Origin of the sequence: Mesorhizobium delmotii, from assembly GCF_900149755.1 — a bacterium.
GTDB lineage: Bacteria > Pseudomonadota > Alphaproteobacteria > Rhizobiales > Rhizobiaceae > Mesorhizobium > Mesorhizobium delmotii.
In genome coordinates, this window is the sequence record NZ_FUIG01000013.1 from 657,572 (window position 1) to 682,906 (window position 25,335).

Genomic DNA, 25,335 nt, shown 5'->3' on the forward strand with positions numbered 1-25,335 from the left:
ATCCTCATGCGGCCGAAGCTTCGCCGCCGTCCAAGCTAACGGTCGACCAGGTTCAGAATGTTGCCGTCAGGATCCTTGAACCAGGCGACCTTCATGCCGTAGCCGACATGGATGTCGCCTTCCAGCGTCAGGCCCGGCATATCGTAATGTTCGAAGACGACGCCCTTCGACCTTAACGCGCTGACAATTTTTTCGATCTCGTCGCCGACCATCCAGGTTACCGCCGTCGCCTTGTTGGTTCCGGCGAACGTCGAGCGATACACATTGATGCTGGTGTCGCCGCTTTTGTAGACGATCAGTTCGTCCCCCTCGTCATGAACCTCCGTCAGACCCAGAACGTCTTCATAGAAGGCCTTGGCCTTGGCCAGATCCTTCACCGCGAGATTGGCCGTTGCGTTGCTGTTTGCGAGCATGATTGGTCTCCTTTCCTTGCTGGCGAGCACGTCCTCCGAAGCCCTGCAACAAAATAGGGCTGCTTCGTTTTCTGGCGACCGCAGCCTGTGCGATCGGCGTGCCTCTTCCCTAAAGACGTTTTGTCTCCCGCAAATCCCGACAAGCAGACGCGAATTTTGAAGCCATGCCACTGTGCGTGTCGTTCCGCCGCTTGGTTCTGTTCGGGAACTGCCTTATCTGAAGCGGAAAGCAGAGGAAAAAGCTCATGTCCGTCACCAAGGAAATCGTCATCGAGCGCCTGAAGACGGTCAACGGACCGGACTTCACCGGCAACATCGTCGACCTCGGCATGGTTTCCGAGATTTTCATTGCCGATGCCAAGGTGTTCTTTTCGATCACCGTGCCGGCTGCCCGTGCCCAGGAGATGGAGCCACTGCGCGCCGCCGCCGAACGCGTCGTCAAGGCGATCCCCGGTGTCGCCGGCGCCGTGGTTGCGCTGACGGCGGAAAGGAAAGGCGGCGGCATGGAGGCTCCGGTTCCGCAAAGGCCCGCTCCCAGGCCCGCGCCGGCCGCACCCGCTGCCGCGCCACGACCGGCCCCGCATGCTCCAGCCTCGCACAGCCAGGGCAAGCGCGGTGTGCCCGGCATCGAGGCGATCATCGCTGTTGCTTCCGGCAAGGGCGGCGTCGGCAAGTCGACCACCGCCGTCAACATCGCGCTAGGCCTCGCCGCCAACGGCTTGAGGGTAGGTGTGCTCGACGCCGATATCTACGGCCCGTCGATGCCGCGGCTGCTCAACATCCATGGCCGGCCGCAGACCGTCGACGGCAAGGTCCTGAAGCCGATGGAGAATTACGGCCTGAAGGTCATGTCGATGGGCTTCCTCGTCGATGAGGAGACGCCGATGATCTGGCGCGGGCCGATGGTGATGTCGGCATTGACGCAAATGCTGCGCGAGGTCGAGTGGGGGCCGCTCGATGTGCTTGTCGTCGACATGCCGCCCGGCACCGGCGACGCGCAGCTGACCATGGCCCAGCAGGTGCCGTTGGCCGGCGCCGTCATCGTCTCGACGCCGCAGGATCTGGCCCTGATCGATGCCCGAAAAGGCCTCAACATGTTCAGGAAGGTCGACGTGCCGGTGTTGGGCATCGTCGAAAATATGAGCTATTTCCTCGCCCCCGACACCGGCAAGCGCTACGACATCTTCGGCCATGGCGGCGCGCGCCGCGAGGCCGAGCGTCTCGGCGTCACCTTCCTCGGCGAAGTGCCGCTCGAAATGGGCATCCGCGAAAGCTCCGATGCCGGCACGCCGGTGGTGGTCTCGAAGCCCGACGGCGCCGAGGCGAAGATCTACCGCGACATCGCCTCGAACGTCTGGGGCAGGGTCAACGAAGAACGCGGCGCGGCCGAAGCCGCCGTGCCGAGCATCGTGTTCGAGTGATCCCTCCCCCTTGAGGGGAGGGTGCCGCGCGAAGCGCGGCGGGAGGGGTCATCTCAACCGCCTCGACCTCTTACGAAAGAAATGTCGGAGCGCGTCGCCACCGACCCCACCCGGCCCTTCGGGCCACCCTCCCCTCAAGGGGGAGGGGCTGCGCCCACCTTCTCGCCAAAACTCGAAAAAAACTGCCCGGCCAGTTTCTTCGACGTCGATTCGATCAGCCGGCTGCCGAGCTGGGCGATCTTGCCGCCGACATCGGCCTTGGCCGCATATCTGAGGATCGTCGCCTCCGGCCCGTCGGCGGTCAGCGTCACATCGGCGCCACCCTTGGCAAAGCCGGCGATGCCGCCCTTGCCCTCGCCCTGGATGGTGTAGGAATGCGGCGGGTTGAGATTCCTGAGCGTCACCTCGCCGTTGAACGTCGCCTTGATCGGGCCGATCTTGAGCACCACGGTCGCCCCCATCTCGGTGTCCGACTTCTTTTCGAGGCTCTGGCAGCCCGGAATGGTCTGCCTCAGAACGGCCGGGTCGTTCAGTGCTTCCCACACCTTTTGCAGGGGTGCGGCGATGCGTTCCTCGCCTTCGATCACCAAAGCCATCAAAATCTCCCGGATACAAAATTGACAAACCCCGGCCCCGTCTAGCGTGGGGCCCGATGTATGTCTATCGCACCAAAGTCCGGATTCGGATGGCGCGTGCCTCTTGCCTGCTCTCGCGCGTTGTCATATCGATTTGTCATACAAATACGGAGACCATGATGGCCGGCGCCCCCACAACGAAGAAGAAATTTCGCTCGCAGGAGTGGTTCGACAATCCCGACAATCCGGGGATGACGGCGCTTTACCTCGAGCGCTACCTGAATTACGGGCTGACGCGTGCCGAACTGATGTCGGGCAAGCCGCTGATCGGCATCGCCCAGACCGGCTCGGATCTGTCGCCCTGCAACCGCCATCATCTCGAACTGGCCAAGCGCGTGCGCGAGGGCATCGTCTCGATGGGCGGCATCCCTTTCGAGTTCCCATGCCACCCGATCCAGGAGACGGGCAAACGCCCGACCGCGGCACTCGACCGCAACCTTGCCTATCTCGGCCTGGTCGAGGTGCTCTACGGCTATCCGCTCGACGGCGTCGTGCTCACCATCGGCTGCGACAAGACGACGCCGGCCCTGCTGATGGCCGCCGCCACCGTCAATATTCCGGCTATCGCGCTGTCGGTCGGCCCGATGCTCAACGGCTGGCACAAGGGCAAGCGCACCGGCTCCGGCACCATCGTCTGGGAATCGCGCCAGCGCCTGTCGGCGGGCGAAATCGGCTATGACGAGTTCATGGACATCGTCGCCTCCTCGGCGCCGTCCACCGGCTATTGCAACACCATGGGAACCGCCACCACCATGAACTCCTTGGCCGAGGCGCTCGGCATGCAGCTGCCGGGCTCGGCCGCGATCCCCGCGCCCTATCGCGAGCGCGGCCAGATCGCCTATGAGACCGGAAAACGCATCGTCGACATGGTGCATGAGGATCTGAAGCCCTCCGACATCATGACCCGGCAGGCCTTCGAGAATGCCATCGTCGTCAACTCGGCCATCGGCGGCTCGACCAACGCGCCGATCCATCTCAACGCCATCGCCCGCCATCTCGGCGTGCCGCTCGACAATGACGACTGGCAGAAGGTCGGCCTCAAGATACCGCTTATCGTCAACCTGCAGCCGTCGGGCGAATATCTCGGCGAGGATTATCATCATGCCGGTGGCGTGCCGGCGGTGGTGGCCGAACTGATGAAGGCCGGGCTGTTGCCCCATCCCGACGCCATGACCGTCAACGGCAAGACGATGGGCGACAATTGCAGTGGGGCCGTCAACGAGAATCTCGACGTCATCCGCACCGTCGCCGAGCCGCTGAAGGCCAATGCCGGCTTCATCAATCTCAGCGGTAATCTGTTCGATTCGGCGATCATGAAGACCAGCGGCATCTCGCCCGAATTCCGCGAGCGCTATCTGTCGAACCCGAACGATCCTGAGGCCTTTGAGGGCAACGCCATGGTCTTCGACGGGCCAGAGGACTACCACGCCCGCATCGACGATCCGGCGCAAGGCATCGACGAGCACACCATCCTGTTCATGCGCGGCGCCGGCCCGATCGGTTATCCGGGCGGCGCCGAAGTCGTCAACATGCAGCCGCCGGCCCATCTCATCAAGAAGGGCATCCACGCGCTGGCCTGCATCGGCGACGGCCGCCAGTCGGGCACGTCCGGCTCGCCGTCGATCCTCAACGCCTCGCCCGAAGCCGCCATAGGCGGCGGGCTGGCGCTGTTGAAGACCGGCGACCGCGTCCGCATCGACCTGCGCAAGGGCACCGCCGACATTCTCGTCACCGACGACGAGATCACGCGCCGGCGCGCCGAGCTGCAGAACAGCGGCGGCTATCACTACCCCAAGCACCAGACGCCATGGCAGGAGATCCAGCGCGGCATGGTCGACCAGTTTTCCGAAGGAATGGTGCTGAAGCCGGCGGTGAAATACCAGGATGTGGCGCACACCCGCGGCGTGCCGCGGGACAATCACTGAACGCCTCTTCTTCCTTCTCCCCTAGTGGGGCCCGAAGGGCGGGCGAGGACCGTGACTCGCCCCGGGCGGTGGATTGGCGCGCAGCGTCGAGACGGAAGAGGGGTGTTGGACGGAGTGCGGTCGGTGGCCAAGCTGGAACACCCTCATCCGACCGAGCGGAGCCTGTCCTCGGGCTTGCCGGAGGCAAGACCCGTGGGCTCGGCCACCTTCTCCCACAAAGGGGAGAAGGAAAGAGCCGCGTCCAAGCAGCGCCTATAGATAGCCGGTGATGTCAGGCGCCTGGTCCTGCCTGTCGCGCTTGCCGTCCTCGTAGACGATCGGTGCTGCGGCAAGTTCCTCTTCGGTGACGTCGTCGAGGCAGGCGACGTTCACCGCCCAAAAATTCCCGCCCATGAAATCGAGATAGCCGCGCGAGAGAAAATTCGCGCCGCAGTTCGGGCACATATAGTGGTTGATGTCGCCTTCCGGCCAGTTCGACGGCGTCGCCTTGTATTCCCGCATCCGGTCGCGGCCGTCCGTCACCCGCACGGCTTCATAGGCTGCGAAGGATTTCCGGTAGCCGAGTTTCCAGCAGAAGCTGCAATTGCATTTGCGGATGCCTTCGGCGAGGTCGATTTCGGCTTCGAAACGCACCGCACCGCAATGGCAGCTGCCGTGATAGGTCTTTTTCATGGTTTTCCTCCCAGACGTGTTCTGGCTCCGCCAACCGGCCGCCAGAGCCAGAGCATCCTTTGCTCCAGGCATGACGCTTGACAAGCGGGCGCGACAAATCCACGATCATGGCAAGGGGTGCATCGCGACGACCCCGTGAGGCGTCAGCCCAACGTTCGCGTCCAAGCTTCTCTCTCATGGAGGTGGACGCCATGCCGTCGACAACCGCTATCACCGTATCGCAACTTTCCCGTCTGATTGGTCTGCCGGGTGCGCCCGTGATCATCGATGTTCGCATCGAAGAGGACTACAACGCCGATCCGCGCCTGCTGCCGGCCTCAAGCCGGCGTGATTTCAAAACCGTCTCGACCTGGGCATCCGAATTCGCCGGCAGCCGAGTGGCGGTCGTTTGCCAAAGAGGACAAAAGCTCTCGCAAGGTGTGGCCGCATGGCTGCGGCACGAGGGCATCAGTGCCGAATCCCTCGAAGGCGGGTTCGAAGCCTGGCGCGATGCCAAGGGGCTTCTGGTTCACGCCGGCAAGATACCGCCCCGCGATGAAGAAGGCCGCACCGTGTGGGTGACGCGGACCCGCCCGAAGGTCGATCGCATCGCCTGCCCCTGGCTGATCAGGCGCTTCATCGATCCGAGCGCGGTCTTCCTCTTTGTCGAGGCGGCCGAAGTGTCGGCCACTGCGGATCGCTTTCAGGCCGTGCCTTTCGACATCGACAATGTGTTCTGGACTCACCGGGGCGAGTGCTGCACCTTCGACACGATGATCGAAGAGTTCGGGCTCGAATCCGAGGCGCTCGACCGCCTGGCCATGATCGTGCGCGCAGCCGATACCGCAAGCCTCGATCTGGCTCCCCAGGCGGCCGGATTCCTGGCCGCCTCGCTTGGCCTGTCGCGGATGTTTCGCGACGATCTGGAACAGCTGGAGGCAGGCATGCTGCTCTACGATGCGTTTTTCCGATGGTGCCGCGACGCCACCGAGGAGACGCACAACTGGCCAGGCAAGCCATCATGAGCGCCCAAGCTTCGGAAGAAAAGGGGGCTTCTGACAAAACGGGGGCTTCTGACAAAATGGCGACTTCGGGAAAAACGGGCGAGACCGTCGAAGCGCCGGCTGCGCCATCCTTCCGTGAAGGCGTAAAACTCTGGGCGAAAATCGGCCTGCTCAGCTTCGGCGGGCCGGCCGGCCAGATCGCGCTCATGCACAGGGAATTGGTCGAGGAACGGCGTTGGATCGGCGAGCAACGTTTCCTGCATGCGTTGAACTACTGCATGCTGCTGCCCGGCCCTGAAGCCCAGCAACTCGCCATCTATATCGGCTGGTTGCTGCACCGGACGATCGGCGGCCTGGTCGCCGGTATTCTGTTCGTCGCGCCGGGTGCGCTTGTGATGCTCACCTTGAGCATCCTCTATGCGCTGTATGGCGACGCTCCCCTGGTCGAGGCGCTGTTTTTCGGGGTGAAAGCGGCCGTGCTCGCCATCGTGATCGAGGCGATGATTCGGATCGGACGACGTGCCCTCAAGAATCGGGTCATGGTGTTGATCGCGCTCGCCGCCTTCATCGCTATCTATGCTTTGAACGTGCCGTTTCCGCTCATCATCCTGCTTGCCGGCCTGGCAGGCTGGATTGGAAACCGTATTGCGCCGGCCCTTTTTTCCGGCGCGGCGCACGGCAAAGACGCGGTTCCCGACATCAAGGGCGCGGTCGACCTGATGTTCGAGCGCGGCGAGCTGGCCCACACCAGGCCGACGCGGTGGCATGCGCCGCGCATCATTGCGATCTGGCTGCCGATCTGGCTCGGGCCCGTGCTTCTGATCTGGGCGCTCACCGGATCCGCCAGTGTGTGGACTGAGATCGGTGGGTTCTTCAGCGTCATGGCGGTCGTCACCTTCGGCGGCGCCTACGCAGTCCTTGCCTATGTCGCGCAGGCAGCGGTCGAGTCCTTCGGCTGGCTCGCACCCGGTGAAATGGTCGATGGCCTCGGGCTTGCTGAAACCACGCCGGGTCCGCTCATTCTCGTCCTGCAGTTCGTCGGCTTTCTTGCCGCGTTCCGCCAATCCGGATCGTTGAGCCCGCTGCTTGCCGGATCGCTTGGGGCGATGCTCACGCTGTGGGCCACGTTCACCCCTTGCTTCTTCTGGATCTTCCTCGGTGCGCCCTACATCGAAGCCCTGCGCGGCAACAAGGCGCTGTCGGCGGCGCTGGGCGCGATCACCGCCGCTGTCGTCGGCGTCATCATGAATCTCGCTCTGTGGTTCGGCTTGCACGTCATCTTCGGCGAGGTGCGTAATATCGGTCTTGGGATGGACGTGCCGGTGTTTTCATCGATCGACTGGGGTGCGGCGCTGCTGTCGTGTGCTGCCATGATCGCCATTCTGAAGCTGAAGATCGGCATGCTGCCGACGCTTGGGGGATCGGCCCTGGCTGGCGTTTTGTTGCTGGCAGCGAGTGGTTAATGCATGTCGCGCAAAAGTGTGCAGCGGTTTTGCGATAACGACATGCATAAAGCAACATCCTAAAGCGCGTCGCATGCGCCCGGTCAAACGCGACGCGCTTTAGCGGCTGCGTGCAGCCGGCGCTTTGCTGCGGTTTCGGGCATTCGGATAGGAACATCATGGCGAAACGGCGCTCCTCCCTAGGCTTCCTCGGAATGTTCGGCCGTTCAGGCGACCTCAGGCAACTCGACGCCGCGTTACGCGGCGTCGACCTTCATCCCGCCCTTGTGCCGGAAGGAGCAAAGCTCACCATCGTCAATCTGATGAAGGATCACTGGCCTGACGAGCCGCCACAACAAGCCTATCCACCGGTGGCGCAGCTGCTTGGCTATTGTGTTGCCGGGCCGGAAGCATTCGAGCAATCCAACGGCCTTCGACATAGGCTGGATGCGGAGCGCCGGATCGAGGCGGCACTTGAAGCCGGCGACAGCTTCGATGCGCAAATCATACTGATGACGCTGCATGCCAAGCTGATCAGTGACGCGGTCGTCGAGCGCTATGGGTTGGGCACCGACTGACCGTTTTGACGAGTAGCGTCTTCAGCCGCCCATGCCGCTGCGCGGCAGATGGATAAGATTGCCGAAGCGGACGCGCAACTTGTCGTCGACCGGCTTCGGCACGTGGCGCGGGAAGCGCTCGGCGAGGATGCGTTTCTTCTCGATGATCGCCCGCTGCAAGATGTCGGGCTTGCCCTTCTCGTTCCACTCCTTCGGCGAAAAGCGGTCGCCGACTGCCGGATAGAAATATTCGGTCTGCATCAGCCGCAGCGTCTGCTCGTTGCCGAGATAGTGACCCGGGCCCTTCAGGCAAACGTCGGCGATGGTGTCTATCGACAGCGACTCATCGGTCACCTCAATGCCGCGCACGCAGCGCAGGCAATGGCCGAGCATGTCGTTGTCGATGATCAGGCTCTCCAGGCAGAAGCCGAGCAGCGAGGCGTGCATGCCGGCCGATTCGTAGACAAGGTTGAGGCCGGCAAGGCCGGCCATCACATCGGTGATGCCCTTTTCGTAACCGGACTGAATGTCGGGCAGTTTCGAATCCGTCATGCCGGCGGCCGAACCGCCCGGCAGGTCGTAGAATTGCGCCATCTGGGCGCAGGCAGCGGTCAGCACCGCTTGCTCGGCCGAGCCGCCGGACATGGCGCCGGTCCTGAGATCCGAGACGAACGGCCAAGTGCCGAAGATCGCCGGATGCCCGGGTTTGATAGCGTTGACGTAGACAAGGCCGGCGAGCACCTCGGCCACCGCTTGCACCACCGCACCGGCGATCGCTGCCGGCGCCGTGGCGCCCGCCTGGCCGGCCGACAGCAATAGGATTGGAATGCCGCCTTCGACGCAGGCCTCGAGCACGCCGCAGGCGTCCTCGGCGAATTTCATCGGCGGCACGACAAAACAGTTCGAATTGGAGACGAAAGGCCGGGCGCGAAAATTCTCTTCGCCGCCGGCAATCGCATAGAGCATGTCGAGAGCCGGCTTGACGTTCTCGCGCACCGTGAAGGATGTGCCGACATGCTTCGACGTGCCCATCACGCAGGCGTAAAGCGTGTTGAAATCCATATCGAGCGGATCGGGAATGTCGCGCGGCACCATCGGCCGCTGGAAGAAATGGATGTTGTCGAGCCCTTCGACGATGCGGGCCGCGTCATAGATGTCCTGCAGCAGCGACTCGCGATAACAGCGCTTCTCGACGTCGACCAGATGCACCGCGGCGCCCGCCGTGCCGTAATGCACGCGCTTGCCCTGGATCAGCATGTCGTGCTTGGGATCCTGACCATGCAGGGTGAAGTGGCGTGCGGCCTTCTTGATGGTATCGAGGACGAGCGCGCGCGGAAAACGAATGCGGCCGTCCTCGCCGAGGGTGGCGCCGGCCTTGGTCAGCGCCTCGATGCAGGATGGGATGGCATTGGCGAAGCCGACCGTTTCAAGCAGCGTCAGCACCGCTTCGTGAATGCGCTCGCGGTCGTTTTCGCTGAGCGGCCCGTAGCTTCCGCCTTCGAGGCCGGCGCGCACCGGCTTGATATCGTCGGCAAGTGGCGCCGCCCGCATGGCGCGACGCGCTTCGCGCCCGCCGGAACGCCGCGAACGTTGGTCCGAGGGCGTATCCGGCTTCTCAACAGCCACTGACATGGGAGGCACTCCACCTTAAGCTGCGAAGCGGGCGGCGGCGGTTTGTCCACCAGGTGGTTGGTCCACCATCGGCCCGCTTCGTCCCCTTATGCTTCGAACTATGCCGTCGGCATTGGCACAGCCTATGAGCCAGACGGTCCCGTCGCATATGCCAGAGCGCTAAAGAACGGTGGCCGGTCCCGGCCCGGTCGAGGCATCAAGCCGCCGCCGGTCTGCGCCCGGCCGCCGTCGCCAGTTCGCGGATGCCGGGCTCGATGTGCTGCAGCGCGATCGAGGAGATGCCCAGCCGCATGAAGCGTGACGGCTTTTCGGTGCGGTCGAAGAAGCGGTCGCCGGGCTCGATGATGACGCTGCGCGAGGCGGCGGCCTCGGCTAGCCCGCGCGAATCGGTGCCGCGAGGCCCTTCGAGCCAGAGCGACGCGCCACCGGCGGAATCGGTCGAGCGCCACTCAGGCAGGAACGCGGAAATCGCATGGATCAGACGCTTGCGCCGTTCGTCGAAGGCGCTCGACAGCCGCCGCACCAGCGCCTCGTGATGGCCAAGCGACAGGAACAGCGCGACCGCGCGCTGGTTGTTGGCCGGCGGATGACGCAGCATGAAGCGGCGCAGCGCGCGAAGCTCGGAGATCAGCCCGGCCGAGGCGACGATGTAGCCGAGCCGCAGACCCGGAGCCAGCGTCTTCGACATCGAGCCGACATAGATGACGCGGCCGGAACGGTCGAGGCTCTTCAGCGCCTGCTGCGGCGCCTCGTCCAGAAGCTGGCTGTCATAGCCGTCCTCGATGATGATCTGGTTGTGGCGATTGGCGCGCGCCAGCAAATCCTGCCGGCGCTCCGCCGACAGCGGCACCATGGTCGGGCAATGGTGGCTGGGCGTCACGAAGACGAAGCCGGAATCGTTGGGAATAGAAGCGGTTACAATGCCGGAATGGTCGACCGGAACCGGTGCGACGTCGGCACCCGCCAGCCGGAAGATCGAGCGTGCGTCGGGATAGCCGGGGTCTTCCATGGCCACCTTGGAGCCCTTGGTCATCAGCAGCGTCGCCAGCATGTAGAGCGCGTTCTGCGCGCCGAGCGTGACGATGATCTCATCGGGATTGGCGAAGATGCCGCGCCGCGGCAGCAGCCGCGCCTGGATCTGCTCGATCAGCAGCGGATCGTCGCGGTCGACCATGTCCGACGCCCAGTTGCGGATCTCGAGCACGGCGAGCGCCATGCGGTTGCACTCGCGCCACTCGGCGGTCGGGAACAGCGCCGGATCGAACTGGCCATAGACGAAGGGGTAGGACGACTTGATCCAGTTGTCGTGCTTGGCCGGCGGCGGCATGTCACTGGCCGCGATCTGCCGACGCGCCTTCCAGTCGATCTCGTTGGCCTGGTCGGGCGCCTTCTGATGCGGTTTGGCCGGCGTCGCCAGCACGTCCGGATTGACGAAATGGCCGCGTCGTTCGCGCGCCACCAGGAAACCCTGGTCGACGAGCTGCTGGAAGGCCAGCACCACGGTGCCGCGCGCCACACCGAGTTTCTCGGCTAGGATCCGGCAGGACGGAAGCGGCATCGAGGCGGCGATTTGCCGGTCGAGGATGGCGGCGACGATCGCTTGACGGATCTGCGCCTGCAGGGTCTGGCCGGATTCCGCCGAAATCCGGAACAGGCCGGACCATATGGCCGTGTCGTTTCGCTGTGGCATGGAAGATGTTCCTCGATGGCCAGCTTTTTTCACTTGGCTGGACCAGTCGAATGTACCGGTGGCACAAGCTGTTGCGCCAATCAATTTTTCTGATCACTGGGATTTACGCCAGTGATCCTTCCCCCGCGTGATGCAACGCGTCATCGCGGCGTGACGCAACGCGCCATCCCCAGCGTGACGCAACGCGTCATCGCTGCCTTACGCAGAGCGTCGTCATCCCAGCGTGACGCAACGCGTCATCGCTGCCTGACGCAGTGCGTCATCGCTGCGCATTGAAACCAGTGGATTTCGGCTAGATAGTTTGGACGCGACGACACGCGCCGGAAACATCCGGTCTGTTATGTTGGCATCTCAAGGCTCGGAGTGAGGCAGTGGATCAATCGTCCTTTCAAAAACAACTCGACGCCCTGCGCGATCACCGTGCGGCAAAATCGGGCAGCATGCGCGAGGCTTTCGCTGCTGATCCGCAGCGCTTCGAAAAATTCTCCGCCACCGACGGTGACCTGCTGCTTGACTGGTCGAAATGCGCGGTCGATGCGCAGACGATGGATCTGCTTGAAAAGCTGGCGGGAGCCGCCGATCTCGAAGGCCGGCGCGCCGCGATGTTCTCGGGCAAGAGGATCAACGTCACCGAAGGCCGCGCCGTGCTGCACACCGCCCTGCGCAACCTGAACGGCAAGGGCATCGTGCTCGACGGCCAGGACGTGAAGACGGAGGTTGTCGCCGTGCTCGATGCGATGGGCGCCTTCGCCGATGCCGTGCGCTCCGGCAAGGCCGCCGGCGCCACCGGCAAGAAGATCACCGACATCGTCAACATCGGCATCGGCGGGTCCGACCTTGGCCCGGCCATGGCGACGCTGGCGCTGGCACCCTATCACGACGGGCCGCGCACGCATTACGTGTCCAACATCGACGGCGCCCACATCCACGACACGCTGAAGGGCCTTTCCGCCGAAACCACGCTGTTCATCGTCGCCTCGAAGACCTTCACCACCATCGAGACGATGACCAATGCCGAGACGGCGCGCGAATGGGTGCAGAAGGCGCTGGGCAAGGAAGCGGTCGGCAAGCATTTCGCCGCCGTCTCGACGGCGCTGGACCTGGTGGCTAAATTCGGCATCGCGTCCGATCGCGTCTTCGGCTTCTGGGACTGGGTCGGCGGACGCTATTCGGTGTGGGGCGCGATCGGCCTGCCGGTGATGATCGCCGTCGGCCCGAAGAATTTTCGCGCCTTTCTCGATGGCGCGCACGCGATGGACGAACATTTCCAGACGGCGCCGCTGGCCAGGAACCTGCCGGCGCTGATGGGACTGATCGGCTGGTGGCATCGGGTGATCTGCCAATACCCCGCCCGCGCCGTCATTCCCTATGATCAGCGCCTGTCGAGGCTGCCGGCCTATCTGCAGCAGCTCGACATGGAATCGAACGGGAAGAGCGTAACCCTCGACGGCGGCACTGTGACCACGCCGACCGGCCCGCTGGTCTGGGGCGAGCCCGGCACCAACGGCCAGCACGCCTTCTTCCAGCTGCTCCACCAGGGCACCGATTTCATTCCAGTCGAATTCCTCGCCGCGGCCATCGGCCATGAGCCGGATCTCAAGCATCACCACGATCTGCTGCTCGCCAACTGCCTGGCTCAGTCGGAGGCCTTCATGAAGGGCCGCACGCTGGAGGAAGCGCGCGCGCAGATGCTGGCAAAGGGCATGGCGCCCGCCGAAGTCGACAGGATCGCCCCGCACCGCGTCTTCTCCGGCAACCGGCCCTCAGTGACGATCCTCTACAGACAACTCGATCCGCATACGTTCGGACGGCTGATCGCGCTCTATGAGCACCGCGTCTTCGTCGAAGGCACGCTCTTCAACATCAATTCCTTCGACCAGTGGGGCGTCGAGCTCGGCAAGGAACTGGCGACCGGCCTGCTGCCTGTCGTGGAGGGCAAGGAGAATGCCGCAAAGCGGGACGCTTCGACCGCCGGACTGGTGGGACACATCCACCGATTGCGCGGATCGGAGTAAGCGGCTTGGCCGAGATCAAGGGAATATTGTTCGACAAGGACGGCACGCTTGTCGACTTCAATGCGACATGGCTCGGCGTTGCCGATTTCATGGCGATGGATGCGTCGGAGGGTGACCGCTGGAAAGCCGACAGGCTGCTTGCCGCGGCAGGTTACGATTTCGCCACCAAACGCTTCAAGCCCGACTCTATCTTTGCCTCCGGCACCAACATGGATGTCGTCGAGCTTTGGTTTCCGCGCCTGTCCGACGAAGACCAGATGCTTGCCGTCGCTCGCTTCAACGAGATCACGTCGGTGCAGGGCTCGTCGATGGCGGTGGCGCTGCCGGGCATCGTCGAGACGCTTGGCGTTCTTCACAGGAAATCCTACCGGCTCGGCGTCGCCACCAACGACTCGACCACTGGCGCTGAAAAGACATTGCTGACGCTGGGCGTCGCGCAGCTGTTCGACGCCGCCTATGGTTATGACGCGGTGGCCAATCCGAAACCGGCGCCCGATACGATCCTCGCCTTCTCGGACCTGACCGGCCTGAGGCCGGCCGCGATCGCCATGGTCGGCGACAATCGCCACGATCTGGAGATGGCGCGGGCCGGCGGCTGCGGTCTGGCGATCGGCGTGCTCTCCGGCACCGGCACGCGGGAATCGCTGTCGCAGATCGCCGACGTCATTCTGGATTCGGTTGCCGACCTGCCCGACTTTCTTTCGGCGAGAGTCAAGGAGACGACCTGAACTCGCAGGGCTGCTCCGGCTCGAACGAGAAGACGCCGCTGGGCTTCGTTGCCGCATCTTTTGCCTCGCCGACATCCGGCACCTGATATTCGGCCAGCAGGCGAAGCCGCGAGCGGGGCAGGTAGGCCCGGCCCGGGTCGCCGATCAGCACATTGATGCCGGCGGCCAGGCAGCGATCGAGGAAGGAGATGACCCGGTCGGCGAGATCTTGCCCGTAAAACAAGTCGCCGGCCACCACGACATCCACCGGCGGCGGCGGACCTGCGGTGATGTCCTCGCCGACCACCGTGATTGCGACGCCGTTCGCCGCCGCATTGAGACCGAGCGCGGCGACGCCGTTGCGGTCGATCTCGGACGCGATCACTTGGCTGGCGCCGGCCTTTGCCGCGGCGATGCCGACGAGGCCCGACCCGGCGCCGAGGTCGAGCACGCGAAGCCCGGCCACGGACTCCGGCCGATCGAGAATGTAGCGGGCAAGCACCGCGCCGCCGGCCCAGGCATAGGCCCAGTAAGGTGGCTGCGGGTCGGGCCCGCACTCGTCGGCTTCGGTTCCTTCTTCTTCCGGCTCGGCTGCTTGTCCATCTTGATGCGTGAGCCGCCACAGACCGCTCGCTGGATGGGCTGCGTAAAGCCGGATTTCGGGCAGCGCGGGAACAGGGGCGATCCGCATGTTCGCCTTGATGAATGTCAGTGGATCGGGACGGGAAAGCGTATCCGCCGCGTTGTCGACAGTAAGGCAATCGCCCAAAATTATCCTTATCCCCGTAACGCCCGCCGCAGGATCTTGCCCACCGGCGTCTTCGGCAGTTCGGTCCGAAACTCGATGTATTTTGGCCGCTTGTAGCCGGTCAGGTTCTCGCGGCAATAGACAGTCAGCACCTCAGCGGTCAGCAACGGGTCCTTCTTGACGACGAACAGCTTCGGCACTTCGCCTGAATGCTCGTCCGGCACGCCGATCGCCGCCACTTCGAGCACGCCCGGATGCAGGGCCACGACTTCCTCGAGTTCATTCGGATAGACGTTGAAGCCGGACACAAGGATCATGTCCTTCTTGCGGTCGACGACCTTGGTATAACCGCGCTCGTCCATGAAGCCCATGTCGCCCGACTTGAAGAAACCATCCTTGGTCATCACTTTGGCGGTCTCGTCCGGCCGGTTCCAATAACCGGCCATCACTTGCGGTCCGCGGATGCAGATCTCGCCGACTTCGCCGAGCGGCAAATCGTTGCCGTCGTCGTCGCGGATGGCGATCTCGGTCGAGGGCAGCGGCAGGCCGATCGTGCCGGTGAAGTTGCCATTGCTGAATGTGTTGGCGGTGGCCACCGGCGAAGTTTCCGAAAGCCCGTAACCCTCGGTGACTGGGCAGCCGGTCAACGCCTTCCAGCGTTCGGCGACACCCCTCTGCACCGCCATGCCGCCACCCAGCGTCAGGATCAGCGGCTTGAAGTCGAGCTTGCGGAAATCCTCATTGTTGAGCAGCGCGTTGAACAGCGTGTTGAGGCCCGGAAAGATGTGGATCGGGTATTTGCCGAGTTGTTTGACGAAGCCGGGAATGTCGCGCGGATTGGGAATGAGTATGTTCTGGCCACCCAACTGCATGCCCATCAGTGCGTTCACCGTCAGCGCGAAGATATGATAGAGCGGCAGCGCACAGATGAAGTTGAGATGCGCCGGCTTCGGCTTGACCGTGAAGGCGTCCTCGATCCAGAGCGCGTTCTGCGCCACGTTGGCCAGCACGTTGCTGTGCAGCAGCACCGCGCCCTTCGAGATGCCGGTGGTGCCGCCGGTATATTGCAGGAAGGCGACGTCGTCGGCAGCGACATGCACTGGCTTGAAATTCATGCCGGCGCCTGCCTTCAACGCGGCGTTGAACTTGACATGGCCCGGCAGCGACCAGGCCGGCACCATCTTCTTCACGCGGCGCACGACGAGATTGACGATCGTCCCTTTCAGGCCGCCAAGCATGTCGCCCATCGCCGCGACCACGATATGCTTGATCGCCGTCTTGGCGATCACCGCCTGCAGGGTGTTGGCGAAATTCTCGAGAATGACGATGGCTTGCGCACCTGAATCCTTGAGCTGATGTTCCAACTCGCGCGGCGTGTAGAGCGGGTTGATGTTGACCACGATATAGCCGGCGCGCAGCACTGCCATCATCGCCACCGGATATTGCAGCACGTTCGGCATCATCAGCGCCACGCGTGCGCCCTTCTGCAGTCCCGTCGACTGCAGATAGGTGCCGAAGGCGGCCGATTGCCGCTCGACTTCCGCATAGGTGATGGTCTTGCCCATGCAGGTGAAGGCAGTCCGGCTGGCATACTGCTTGCAGGCGTCGGCGAGCAGATCGCCGATGGAGCCGAAGGGCATGGCGCCGATCTCGGCCGGAACGACCTTCGGATAGCTCTTGAGCCAAGGCTTTTCCGGCGATCCGGCGCCAACCGCTTTCGGCAATCTCGTGGCCGGGCCTGGCTTCGACGCCGATGAAGCCGTTGTCGGGGCCGCTTTCGGCTTGGCAACGGCCGTCGGCGCCTTTGGCTTGTCGGAGCTGGCCGGTTTTGCGGCAGTTTTAGCCTTCGCTTTCGCTGGAGCCGTCGTCCTTGGTGCTTTTGCCACCTGTCCCTCCCTCGGTTGTTCTTATTGTCTCTGCTTGCGCGCCGCGTTGCCTCCGAATGCCAGAGATGTTCTCGCTGCTGCCGGCATCCAGAAATCCAGCCTGCCAACTATGTATTGCGACTATCGGCAGCCGTGCAAGTCTGCCCCTGCGGCAAGACGGGAAGAAAATCTTCCGCGGCAACGACCAGCCGAAGGTCGCAGTTCCTCACCAACGCCGGGTTGAATATCAATAAAAAAATGCAGTCGTTAACAATACCGTGAAAGGCAGTAATTGACATTTCCTTCTCCTTTTTGGCGAGCGCGCAGAAATAAATTCTGCTTCCCGTGGGGTAGGCAAACGGGGTGTTCCAAAGCCGGAAAAACGGTGCTTATATGCGCGCTTCGCGAGCCTGATAGAGGGGCTTGGAAGAACATCAGGGAGTCCTCCATGAAAAAGAAACTGACTTTTGCGGCCGCGTTGCTTGCCGCAAGCGTCCTCGGCGGCATGGCCAATGCGAAACAGCTGGTCTACTGCTCGGAGGCGTCGCCGGCCGGCTTCGACCCGTCGCCGTGGAGCGGTGGCAACGACTTCGACGCGTCGTCGCGCACCATCTATTCGCGCCTGGTCGAGTTCGAACACGGCAAGACCACCATCACGGCTGGCCTCGCCGAGAGCTGGACGGTTTCCGACGACGGTCTCGAATACACGTTCAAGCTTCGGCCGGGTGTGAAGTTCCAGACCACCGACTACTTCACGCCGACGCGCGATCTCAACGCCGACGACGTGATCTTCTCCTTCGAACGCCAGTGGAAGAAGGAAAACCCGTGGTTCGACTATCTGGCAGGCACCGGCTGGGAATATTTTGCCGGCATGGGCTTCCCGGATCTTCTCAAGGAAATCGTCAAGGTCGACGACCTGACGGTGAAATTCGTGCTGAACAAGCCTGAAGTCGCTTTCCTGCCGGACCTCGGCATGGATTTCGCTTCGATCGTCTCCAAGGAATATGCCGATCAGCTCGACAAGGCCGGCACCAGGCAGCAATTCACCCAGAAGCCGATCGGCACCGGTCCGTTCCAGTTCGTCGACTACCAGGTCGATGCGGTCATCCGCTATGCGGCATGGGACGGCTACTATGGCGGCCGCCAGAAGATCGACGATCTGATCTTCGCCATCACGACCGATCCGGCCGTGCGCGCGCAGAAGCTGAAGGCAGGCGAGTGCGATATCATGTCGTACCCGGCGCCGGCCGACATCGCCGGCCTGCAGGCTGACCCAAACCTCAAGGTCGACGAGCAGGAAGGCCTGAACATCGGCTACATGGCCTACAACACGACGCAACCGCCCTTCGACAAGGTCGAGGTCCGCAAGGCGCTCAACATGGCCGTCAACAAGCAGGCCATTCTCGATGCGGTCTATCAGGGCGCTGGCCAGGCGGCCATAAACCCGATCCCGCCGACGATGTGGTCCTACAACAAGGACATCAAGGACGATCAGTACGATCCCGACGCGGCCAAAAAGATGCTGGCCGACGCCGGCGTCACGGACCTGTCGATGAAGATCTGGGCAATGCCGGTCAGCCGCCCGTACAATCCGAACGCCAAAAGAGTCGCGGAACTGATCCAGGCCGACTATGCCAAGATCGGCGTGAAGGCCGAGATCGTCAGCTACGAATGGACCGAGTATCGCGAACGCGGCAAGCAGAAGGATCGTGACGGCGCCTTCCAGCTCGGCTGGACCGGCGACAATGGCGATCCGGACAACTTCCTGTTCCTGCTCGGCTGCGATGCCATTGGCCAGTCCAACTATGCGATCTGGTGCAACCAGGAGTTCGAAGCCTTGTTGCAGAAGGGCAAGGCGACCACTGATGTCGCTGAGCGCACCGAGATCTACGAGGAAGCTCAGGTCGTGTTCAAGCGTGAGGCCCCGTGGCTGACCATCGCCCATTCCAAGGTCTTCATGCCGATGAACAAGAAGGTTTCTGGCTTCGTCATGGACCCGCTCGGCATTCATCGGTTTGACGGCGTCGACGTCACCGAATAACCCCTGAGAGATTGGACGGCGGCGCTGGACTTCCGGCGCCGCCGTTCTATGAAGTAAGATGCTCCGCTATCTCCTCCGCAAGCTCGCCTTGATCATCCCGACCGTGTTCGGCATATCGCTGGCGGCGTTCGCTTTCGTCCGGCTTCTGCCGGGCGACCCGATCCTGGCCCTGGCCGGCGAGCGCGGCGTCAGCCCCGAACGCTACGCGGAGCTTATCGAGCGGTTTGGCTACAACCGGCCTTATGTCGTCCAGTATCTCGAGTATATCGGCAGGGTCCTGACCGGCGACTTCGGCATATCGATCGCCACCAAGCGGCCTGTGCTCGGTGAATTCCAGGCCCTGTTTCCGGCCACGCTGGAACTGGCGACGATCGCGCTGATCATCGCCGTACTCATCGGCATTCCCGCCGGGATATTCGCCGCGGTCAAGCGCGGATCATGGTTTGACCAGGCGACGATGGGTGTGGCGCTGACCGGCTATTCGATGCCGATCTTCTGGTGGGGGCTGCTGCTCATCATTTTCTTCTCCGGCTATCTCGGCTGGACGCCGGTTTCCGGCCGCATCGGCCTTCAGTATTTCTTCAAGCCGACGACGGGGTTCATGCTGATCGACAGCCTGATCTCCGGCAAGAGCGGCGCTTTCAGGTCCGCCGCCAGTCATCTGGTCCTGCCGGCGATCGTGCTGGCGACGATTCCGCTTGCCGTCATAGCGCGCCAGACGCGGTCGGCGATGTTGGAGGTGCTGGGCGAGGACTACGTCCGCACTGCCCGCGCCAAGGGCCTGGCGCCGCGCCGTGTCATCGGGCTTCACGCTTTTCGCAATGCGCTGATCCCCGTCGTTACCACCATCGGCCTCCAGGTCGGCACGCTGATGGCGGGCGCCATTCTGACCGAAACGATCTTTTCCTGGCCCGGTATCGGCAAGTGGATGATCGACGCGATCGCCAAGCGCGACTATGTCGTCGTCCAGAGCGGCTTGCTGATCATCGCGCTGATCGTCATGGCGGTGAACCTGATCGTCGACGTGCTCTACGCCGTTATCAACCCACGTATCCGGGTGCAGTGAGATGACCGACCAAACCACGGCAGAAGCCACCGCCGCCTCCATTCCGCCCGGCGGCCGGCAACGCGCCTTCACCGAGTTCTGGCATTACTACTCGATGAACACCGGCGCCGTCATAGGCCTGGTCGTGTTCTCGGCCCTGGTGCTGGTGGCGATTTTCGCGCCACTGGTCGCGCCGCATTCGCCTGACGAACAGTTTCGCGATGCGCTGCTGACGCCGCCGGCCTGGCAGGAGGGCGGCAGATCGATGTTCCTGCTCGGCACCGATGCGGTCGGCCGCGACATGCTTTCGCGGCTGATTTTCGGGGCGCGGTTCTCGCTGTTCATCGGTCTGGTCGTCGTCGTTTTCTCGCTGACCAGCGGCATCATCCTCGGCGTGCTCGCCGGCTATTTCCGCGGCTGGGTCGATACGCTGATCATGCGCATCATGGACGTCATCCTGGCCTTCCCGTCGCTGCTCCTTGCCCTGGTTCTGGTGGCGATCCTCGGACCCGGCCTGTTCAACGCCATGCTGGCGATTGCGCTGGTGCTGCAGCCGCATTTCGCGCGGCTCACCCGCGCGGCGGTGATGGCCGAAAAGAACCGCGAATATGTGATCTCCGCCAAGGTGGCCGGTGCCAGCCATCTCAGGCTGATGGTGAAGACGATCTTGCCGAACTGCATGGCGCCGCTGATCGTGCAGGCGACGCTGTCCTTCTCCAACGCCATTCTCGAGGCCGCGGCTCTCGGCTTCCTTGGCGTCGGCGCGCAGCCGCCAACGCCGGAATGGGGCACGATGCTGGCCACGGCACGCGAGTTCATCCTGCGCGCGCCATGGGTGGTGACCTTCCCCGGCCTTGCCATCCTGATCACGGTGCTTGCGATCAACCTGATCGGCGATGGGCTGCGCGATGCCTTCGATCCCAAGCTGAAGAGGTCGTGACCATGCCTCTTCTCGAAATCAAGAATCTTACCGTGTCCTTCGATACCGCCGCCGGACCGTTCATGGCGGTGCAAGGCATCGACCTGTCGATCGAGCCGCGCGAGGTGCTGGCGATCGTCGGCGAATCCGGTTCCGGCAAATCGGTGGCAATGCTGGCGGTGATGGGGCTGTTGCCGAACACGGCGACGGTGAAGGCCGACCGCATGGCCTTCGACGGCATCGACTTGCTCGAGCTCAGTCCGTCCGAGCGCCGCAAGATCGTCGGCAAGGACATCTCGATGATCTTCCAGGAGCCGATCGCCAGCCTCAATCCGTGCTTCACCGCCGGCTTCCAGATCGAGGAGGTGCTGCGCTTCCATATGGGCATGGACCGCGCCCAGCGTCGGGCCCGTGCCATAGAGCTGATGAAGCTGGTCGGCATTGCCGATCCGGAAGAGCGGCTGAGCTCGTTCCCGCACCAGATGTCGGGCGGCCAGTGCCAGCGCGTCATGATCGCCATCGCCATCGCCTGCAATCCGAAGCTGCTGATCGCCGACGAGCCGACCACCGCGCTCGACGTCACCATCCAGAAGCAGATCCTCGATCTTTTGGTCGGCCTGCAGGCCAAGTACGGCATGGGCCTGATCATGATCACCCACAATATGGGCGTCGTGGCCGAGACCGCCGACCGCGTCATCGTCCAGTACAAGGGCCGCAAGATGGAAGAGGCCGACGTGCTGTCGCTGTTCGAGCAGCCGAAGAGCAACTACACGCGCGCGCTTCTGTCGGCGCTGCCGGAAAACGCCGTCGGCGATCGGCTGCCGACCATTTCCGACATGCTGTTCGAACCGGCCCCCTCTGCTGCGGGAAACGGGCCCGCCGCGGCAACCCAGCCGGCAACGGGAGCCGCGCCATGAGTGTGACGGTTCTCGAAGGCAAGAACATCGTGCGCGACTACCATGTCGGCGGCGGCCTGTTTCGCCCCTCGCGTACGGTGCACGCGGTCAAGGGCGTCTCGTTCAGTGTCGACAAGGGCAAGACGCTGGCCATCGTCGGCGAAAGCGGCTGCGGCAAGTCAACGCTCGCCCGTATCATCACCCTGATCGATCCCGCGACAGCAGGCGAGCTCTTCATCGACGGCAACAAGGTCGACATCGCCAGGGATGGGCTGACGAAGGAGATGCGCCGCAAGGTGCAGATCGTCTTCCAGAACCCCTATGGTTCGCTCAATCCGCGCCAGAAGATCGGCGATGTGCTGGGCGAGCCGCTGCTCATCAACACCGACACGCCGGCCGACGAACGGCGCGATCTCGCCATGAAGATGCTGAAGAAGGTCGGCCTCGGACCCGAGCACTACAACCGTTACCCGCACATGTTCTCGGGCGGCCAGCGCCAGCGCATCGCCATTGCCCGCGCACTGATGCTCAATCCGAGCCTCTTGGTGCTCGACGAGCCGGTTTCGGCGCTCGATCTGTCGGTGCAGGCGCAGGTGCTCAACCTGCTTGCCGACCTGCAGGACGAGTTCGAGCTGACCTATGTCTTCATCAGCCACGACCTTTCGGTGGTGCGCTACATCGCCGACGACGTGATGGTCATGTATTACGGCGAGGCCGTCGAATATGGCTCACGCGACGAGGTCTTTGCCGACCCCAAGCACAGCTACACCAAGACGCTGTTCGCGGCGACGCCGCGCGCCGACGTTGCCAGCATCAAGGCGAGGCTGGCGAAGAAGAAGGCCGCCTGACGCCGCAATTGCAGCTCCCAGGCCAAACGTATTTCGACGCCGATCAGACAGCCGGTGCCGATTTGTCTCTTCGCGCTGTTGGAAGACGCGGAAAGCAAGCGCAAGACTACCCGGATGCGTCGCAACGTCAATTTTCCGCCCGCTACTGGGTGGACTCCACCTTCGCGACAACGACCTTGCCTTTGGCGCGCGAGATTTCGAGTGCCTGGCCGGGTCCCGCCAACGCTCCTGGGACCGAGATCACCATCGCCTGGCCCTCGGTGAGCGTCGCGACGAAGCGTACCGGCAAACCTTCTTCGCCCGCCGCCATCGTGGTGACCACCCGATAGCCGTCATCCGCCTCCGTGTAGTAGACGACGCCATGAAAGTTGCCGAGATCGACGCTCCCACCCTGACGGGCCGTGAGTTCGCCGGCGGAAGCGGAACTTGCCACGAGGCAAAGCGCTGCAAGAGCTGTGAATCTGAACATGGTGTTTCTCTCCATTTGGAATTGTCGTTCGGGTGGATGGTCGCCTGCGGCCGCATCCCAAAAAATCACGCTGCGAGCTGATCCTCACGGGCAGCCGCGATCATCACACTTGCGAGCAACCCGTAGGCTGCCTCCCAAGCCTCGCGGACCGGCGGCGTAAAAGCCGTGCCGAGGCCGGCCGCCAGCGTCTCGATAAGCGCTTGCCCGACGATCGGGTAATGACGCTCCTCGACGCCGTAGGTCACGTGACGCTTGGCGAGCACGCGCACCGTCGGGAGGATGGTGTCGGCACGGTCCAATCCGTGCACGACGAAGCCCAAGCTCGCCATCAGCTTGGCGCCTTGCTTGCTCATGTCTCTCACCGGAAACAGCGCGCGAAGATCCGCATCGATCGCGAACAGGCGTTCGTAAAACAGCGCGGCGGCGGCCACGCGGATCGGGACGACCTCGCGAAAACTGTCCTGGACAAGTCTGATCTGGTCGGGTGTCATCGGCGACGCTCCTGCATTCCTGTCATGGGTGAGGCTCGACCATCGCCCCAAAGCGTTTCGCGTGCATGTCGCCTGCGCGTAGTTGTGTTTCAGTTGTGTCTCATTTGAACTTCAGTTCGCGCTCATTTCCTTTCAGGTGCCTTGTTGTGGAGGCGCGACCGAAGCCGCGTCAGCAATCGCCGGCGCATCCGCACAGACAGTTTCGCCGGCCTTGCCGCTTTATGGTTCATCGGCCGGTTGCGCCGCTGGAGCCGCGGCCTGCTGCGTCATCCTGCGCCTGCGAGAGGCGCCTGCGACGTGGAGGATCACATCCTCGATGCTGGTGGCGATATAATCGCCAGGTCGACCGAACTCATGTCGATCGAGGTCAGCGTCACCTCCATCAGACCATGACCTCTGGCGTCTCTGACGATGGCCACATGCGCCGGGCTCATCTGGTCGGCAATGACATGGTCAGGGCTGAAAATCCAGGCGCGCGCGCCAGCTTGGGAACCGCATCGGCAGTCGGTCATTATATCGGGGAGCCGGCGGCTCCTCCCCTTTACCCCCGCTCGGATGGAGAAATCATGCTGCGGATACTCATTGCTTCGTCTTTTTTTCTTGCCTTTAGCGCGCCCTCGACCTTGCTCGCGCAAGACCCTTCCAGCAGCATACAGAGCGAAACTGGTCGCATCGCGGTCGAGACCTTTGCCGAAGGGCTCGAGCATCCCTGGGGCGCGACCTACCTGCCCGACGGCGCGTTGCTGGTCACCGAGCGTCCGGGGCGCCTGCGGCTCGTCTCGACCGACGGGGCCGTTTCCGATCCGATCGACGGTGTGCCGGACGTCCTCGCCGGCGGACAAGGCGGCCTGCTGGATGTGGCGCTCGATCCGGACTTTGCCAACAACCGGACGGTCTATCTCTCCTACTCGGAGGAACGCGGCGGCGGCGCGGCCACGTCCGTCGGCCGTGGGCGCCTCGACGAGAACGGCAGCGCTCTCTCGAACTTCGAAGTGATCTTCCGGCAGGAACCGGCCGTCTCCGGCCGGAACCACTACGGCTCCCGCCTGGTATTCGCGCCGGACGGCAAGCTCTTCGTGACGCTCGGCGAGCGCTTCAAGATGCGGCAGGCGCAGGACCCGAACAATCATCTCGGGACGATCGTCCGCATCAATCCCGATGGTTCTGTGCCTGACGACAATCCCTTCGTCGGCAAGGACGGCGCCGACGAGATCTGGTCCTATGGCCATCGCAATGTGCAAAGTGCAGCGCTCCATCCCGAAACCGGCGTGCTCTGGACGGCGGAAATGGGACCGCTCGGCGGCGACGAGCTGAACATTCCGGAAGCAGGCAGGAATTACGGCTGGCCCGTGGTCAGCTTGGGCCGGCACTATTCCGGCAAACGCATCCCCGATCCGTCGACGAGGCCGGAATTTGCCGGCTCCGTCCATAGCTGGACGCCCGTGATCTCGCCTTCCGGCATGACCTTCTACACCGGCGACATGTTTGCCGATTGGCGAGGCGACCTGCTGATTGGCGGACTGTCGGCGGAGGGCATCGTTCGCGTCAGGATTGACGGAAAGCAGGTCGCCGGCGAGGAAGTCCTCGCTCTCGGCAGGCGTATCCGAGACGTGGTGCAGGCTCCCGACGGCGCGGTAATGGCGTTGACCGACGAGCCAGCCGGAAGAATATTGCGACTGTCACCGGCAGCGTCGCAGTGACCCCATGCCGCGCGACAGACGTGATTTTCTGAAACGTTGGGGCTGATCGCGCTGTGACGTCCAACGTCTTGGGGGCCGGCTCTATCTAAGTGATCGAGTTAAGGACGGTCGCCGCGGAATACTTCAGACACGACGTGGGCAACTTTCGTAGAGCATCGCCAAATTAAAAGCAAAATCATTACCATCGAAAGCACGGAAACAGAGAATAGCGAAAGGAATCA

24 protein-coding genes are annotated in these 25,335 nt (G+C 63.2%); 13 read left to right on the forward strand and 11 right to left on the reverse strand.

Annotated elements, in window-relative coordinates:
- Positions 1 to 35 precede the first annotated feature (35 nt).
- A complete protein-coding gene (locus tag BQ8482_RS04650) occupies positions 36 to 413 on the reverse strand; it encodes a VOC family protein (protein WP_123147380.1) in 378 nt (125 codons plus the stop codon).
- A gap of 245 nt (positions 414 to 658) precedes the next feature.
- Between BQ8482_RS04650 and BQ8482_RS04655 the strand changes: the two genes are divergently transcribed.
- On the forward strand, positions 659 to 1,834 hold the full coding sequence (locus BQ8482_RS04655; protein ID WP_123146454.1) for an Mrp/NBP35 family ATP-binding protein: 1,176 nt from the start codon (positions 659 to 661) through the stop codon (positions 1,832 to 1,834).
- 134 nt (positions 1,835 to 1,968) lie between these two features.
- Here BQ8482_RS04655 and BQ8482_RS04660 read toward each other — a convergent pair whose 3' ends face one another.
- Positions 1,969 to 2,430, reverse strand: coding sequence for an SRPBCC family protein (locus BQ8482_RS04660; RefSeq protein WP_123146455.1), 462 nt, complete (start codon positions 2,428 to 2,430; stop codon positions 1,969 to 1,971).
- Positions 2,431 to 2,588: 158 nt separating this feature from the next.
- On the opposite strand from BQ8482_RS04660, the gene BQ8482_RS04665 reads away from it, so the two are divergent.
- The gene (locus tag BQ8482_RS04665) at positions 2,589 to 4,394 is read left to right on the forward strand and encodes an IlvD/Edd family dehydratase (RefSeq protein WP_123147381.1); all 1,806 of its coding nucleotides are present in this window, start codon (positions 2,589 to 2,591) and stop codon (positions 4,392 to 4,394) included.
- Positions 4,395 to 4,646: 252 nt separating this feature from the next.
- Here the strand turns inward: BQ8482_RS04665 and BQ8482_RS04670 are convergent, their stop codons facing one another.
- The gene (locus BQ8482_RS04670) at positions 4,647 to 5,066 is read right to left on the reverse strand and encodes a GFA family protein (RefSeq protein ID WP_123146456.1); all 420 of its coding nucleotides are present in this window, start codon (positions 5,064 to 5,066) and stop codon (positions 4,647 to 4,649) included.
- A gap of 191 nt (positions 5,067 to 5,257) precedes the next feature.
- Here BQ8482_RS04670 and BQ8482_RS04675 point away from each other — a divergent pair, with 191 nt between their 5' ends.
- From BQ8482_RS04675 to BQ8482_RS04685, 3 genes are all read left to right on the forward strand, one after another.
- On the forward strand, positions 5,258 to 6,070 hold the full coding sequence (locus tag BQ8482_RS04675) for a chromate resistance protein ChrB domain-containing protein (protein WP_123147382.1): 813 nt from the start codon (positions 5,258 to 5,260) through the stop codon (positions 6,068 to 6,070).
- A gap of 56 nt (positions 6,071 to 6,126) precedes the next feature.
- Entirely contained in the window at positions 6,127 to 7,512 is a 1,386-nt protein-coding gene (gene chrA, locus BQ8482_RS04680) for a chromate efflux transporter (RefSeq protein ID WP_123146457.1), read from the forward strand.
- A 158-nt stretch (positions 7,513 to 7,670) separates the two neighbouring features.
- Entirely contained in the window at positions 7,671 to 8,069 is a 399-nt protein-coding gene (locus BQ8482_RS04685) for a hypothetical protein (protein WP_123146458.1), read from the forward strand.
- A 21-nt stretch (positions 8,070 to 8,090) separates the two neighbouring features.
- Here the strand turns inward: BQ8482_RS04685 and BQ8482_RS04690 are convergent, their stop codons facing one another.
- On the reverse strand, positions 8,091 to 9,680 hold the full coding sequence (locus tag BQ8482_RS04690) for a trimethylamine methyltransferase family protein (RefSeq protein ID WP_123146459.1): 1,590 nt from the start codon (positions 9,678 to 9,680) through the stop codon (positions 8,091 to 8,093).
- Between the two features lie 196 nt (positions 9,681 to 9,876).
- Complete coding sequence (gene pdxR, locus BQ8482_RS04695; RefSeq protein WP_023802891.1) at positions 9,877 to 11,370, reverse strand: MocR-like pyridoxine biosynthesis transcription factor PdxR; 1,494 nt, start codon at positions 11,368 to 11,370, stop codon at positions 9,877 to 9,879.
- A gap of 371 nt (positions 11,371 to 11,741) precedes the next feature.
- Here pdxR and pgi point away from each other — a divergent pair, with 371 nt between their 5' ends.
- Positions 11,742 to 13,385, forward strand: a complete 1,644-nt coding sequence (gene pgi, locus BQ8482_RS04700) for a glucose-6-phosphate isomerase (protein ID WP_123146460.1) — start codon at positions 11,742 to 11,744, stop codon at positions 13,383 to 13,385.
- 5 nt (positions 13,386 to 13,390) lie between these two features.
- Positions 13,391 to 14,113: an HAD family hydrolase gene (locus BQ8482_RS04705; protein WP_095493669.1), complete on the forward strand. Its 723-nt coding sequence runs from the start codon at positions 13,391 to 13,393 to the stop codon at positions 14,111 to 14,113.
- On the opposite strand, the gene BQ8482_RS04710 is transcribed toward BQ8482_RS04705, so the two are convergent.
- The 3 genes from BQ8482_RS04710 to BQ8482_RS37985 all read right to left on the reverse strand — a co-directional run bounded on the left by BQ8482_RS04710 (position 14,097) and on the right by BQ8482_RS37985 (position 17,004).
- A complete protein-coding gene (locus tag BQ8482_RS04710; protein WP_425294069.1) occupies positions 14,097 to 14,861 on the reverse strand; it encodes a class I SAM-dependent methyltransferase in 765 nt (254 codons plus the stop codon). The two genes, BQ8482_RS04705 and BQ8482_RS04710, sit on opposite strands and share 17 nt — an antisense overlap.
- Positions 14,862 to 14,869: 8 nt before the next feature.
- Positions 14,870 to 16,726, reverse strand: a complete 1,857-nt coding sequence (locus tag BQ8482_RS04715) for a long-chain fatty acid--CoA ligase (RefSeq protein WP_123146461.1) — start codon at positions 16,724 to 16,726, stop codon at positions 14,870 to 14,872.
- Positions 16,727 to 16,833: 107 nt separating this feature from the next.
- Positions 16,834 to 17,004, reverse strand: coding sequence for a hypothetical protein (locus BQ8482_RS37985; protein ID WP_165848420.1), 171 nt, complete (start codon positions 17,002 to 17,004; stop codon positions 16,834 to 16,836).
- Between the two features lie 149 nt (positions 17,005 to 17,153).
- Here BQ8482_RS37985 and BQ8482_RS04720 point away from each other — a divergent pair, with 149 nt between their 5' ends.
- The 5 genes from BQ8482_RS04720 to BQ8482_RS04740 are packed head-to-tail and all read left to right on the forward strand — an operon-like array spanning position 17,154 to position 22,454.
- Entirely contained in the window at positions 17,154 to 18,746 is a 1,593-nt protein-coding gene (locus tag BQ8482_RS04720) for an ABC transporter substrate-binding protein (RefSeq protein WP_123146462.1), read from the forward strand.
- Positions 18,747 to 18,804: 58 nt separating this feature from the next.
- Complete coding sequence (locus BQ8482_RS04725; protein ID WP_123146463.1) at positions 18,805 to 19,812, forward strand: ABC transporter permease subunit; 1,008 nt, start codon at positions 18,805 to 18,807, stop codon at positions 19,810 to 19,812.
- A gap of 1 nt (position 19,813) precedes the next feature.
- Positions 19,814 to 20,731, forward strand: a complete 918-nt coding sequence (locus tag BQ8482_RS04730) for an ABC transporter permease subunit (protein ID WP_123146464.1) — start codon at positions 19,814 to 19,816, stop codon at positions 20,729 to 20,731.
- 2 nt (positions 20,732 to 20,733) lie between these two features.
- Positions 20,734 to 21,627, forward strand: a complete 894-nt coding sequence (locus BQ8482_RS04735) for an ABC transporter ATP-binding protein (protein ID WP_123146465.1) — start codon at positions 20,734 to 20,736, stop codon at positions 21,625 to 21,627.
- On the forward strand, positions 21,624 to 22,454 hold the full coding sequence (locus BQ8482_RS04740; protein ID WP_123146466.1) for a dipeptide ABC transporter ATP-binding protein: 831 nt from the start codon (positions 21,624 to 21,626) through the stop codon (positions 22,452 to 22,454). The genes BQ8482_RS04735 and BQ8482_RS04740 overlap by 4 nt, the downstream gene beginning before the upstream one ends.
- A 142-nt stretch (positions 22,455 to 22,596) precedes the next feature.
- Here BQ8482_RS04740 and BQ8482_RS04745 read toward each other — a convergent pair whose 3' ends face one another.
- From BQ8482_RS04745 to BQ8482_RS37990, 3 genes are all read right to left on the reverse strand, one after another.
- Positions 22,597 to 22,923, reverse strand: a complete 327-nt coding sequence (locus BQ8482_RS04745) for a hypothetical protein (RefSeq protein WP_123147384.1) — start codon at positions 22,921 to 22,923, stop codon at positions 22,597 to 22,599.
- Positions 22,924 to 22,988: 65 nt separating this feature from the next.
- The gene (locus BQ8482_RS04750) at positions 22,989 to 23,414 is read right to left on the reverse strand and encodes a globin family protein (protein WP_123146467.1); all 426 of its coding nucleotides are present in this window, start codon (positions 23,412 to 23,414) and stop codon (positions 22,989 to 22,991) included.
- A 305-nt stretch (positions 23,415 to 23,719) separates the two neighbouring features.
- On the reverse strand, positions 23,720 to 23,926 hold the full coding sequence (locus tag BQ8482_RS37990; protein ID WP_165848421.1) for a hypothetical protein: 207 nt from the start codon (positions 23,924 to 23,926) through the stop codon (positions 23,720 to 23,722).
- A 54-nt stretch (positions 23,927 to 23,980) separates the two neighbouring features.
- On the opposite strand from BQ8482_RS37990, the gene BQ8482_RS04760 reads away from it, so the two are divergent.
- Positions 23,981 to 25,114 (forward strand): PQQ-dependent sugar dehydrogenase, encoded by a 1,134-nt coding sequence (locus BQ8482_RS04760; protein ID WP_123147385.1) that lies wholly within the window; start codon positions 23,981 to 23,983, stop codon positions 25,112 to 25,114.
- Positions 25,115 to 25,335: the final 221 nt, after the last annotated feature.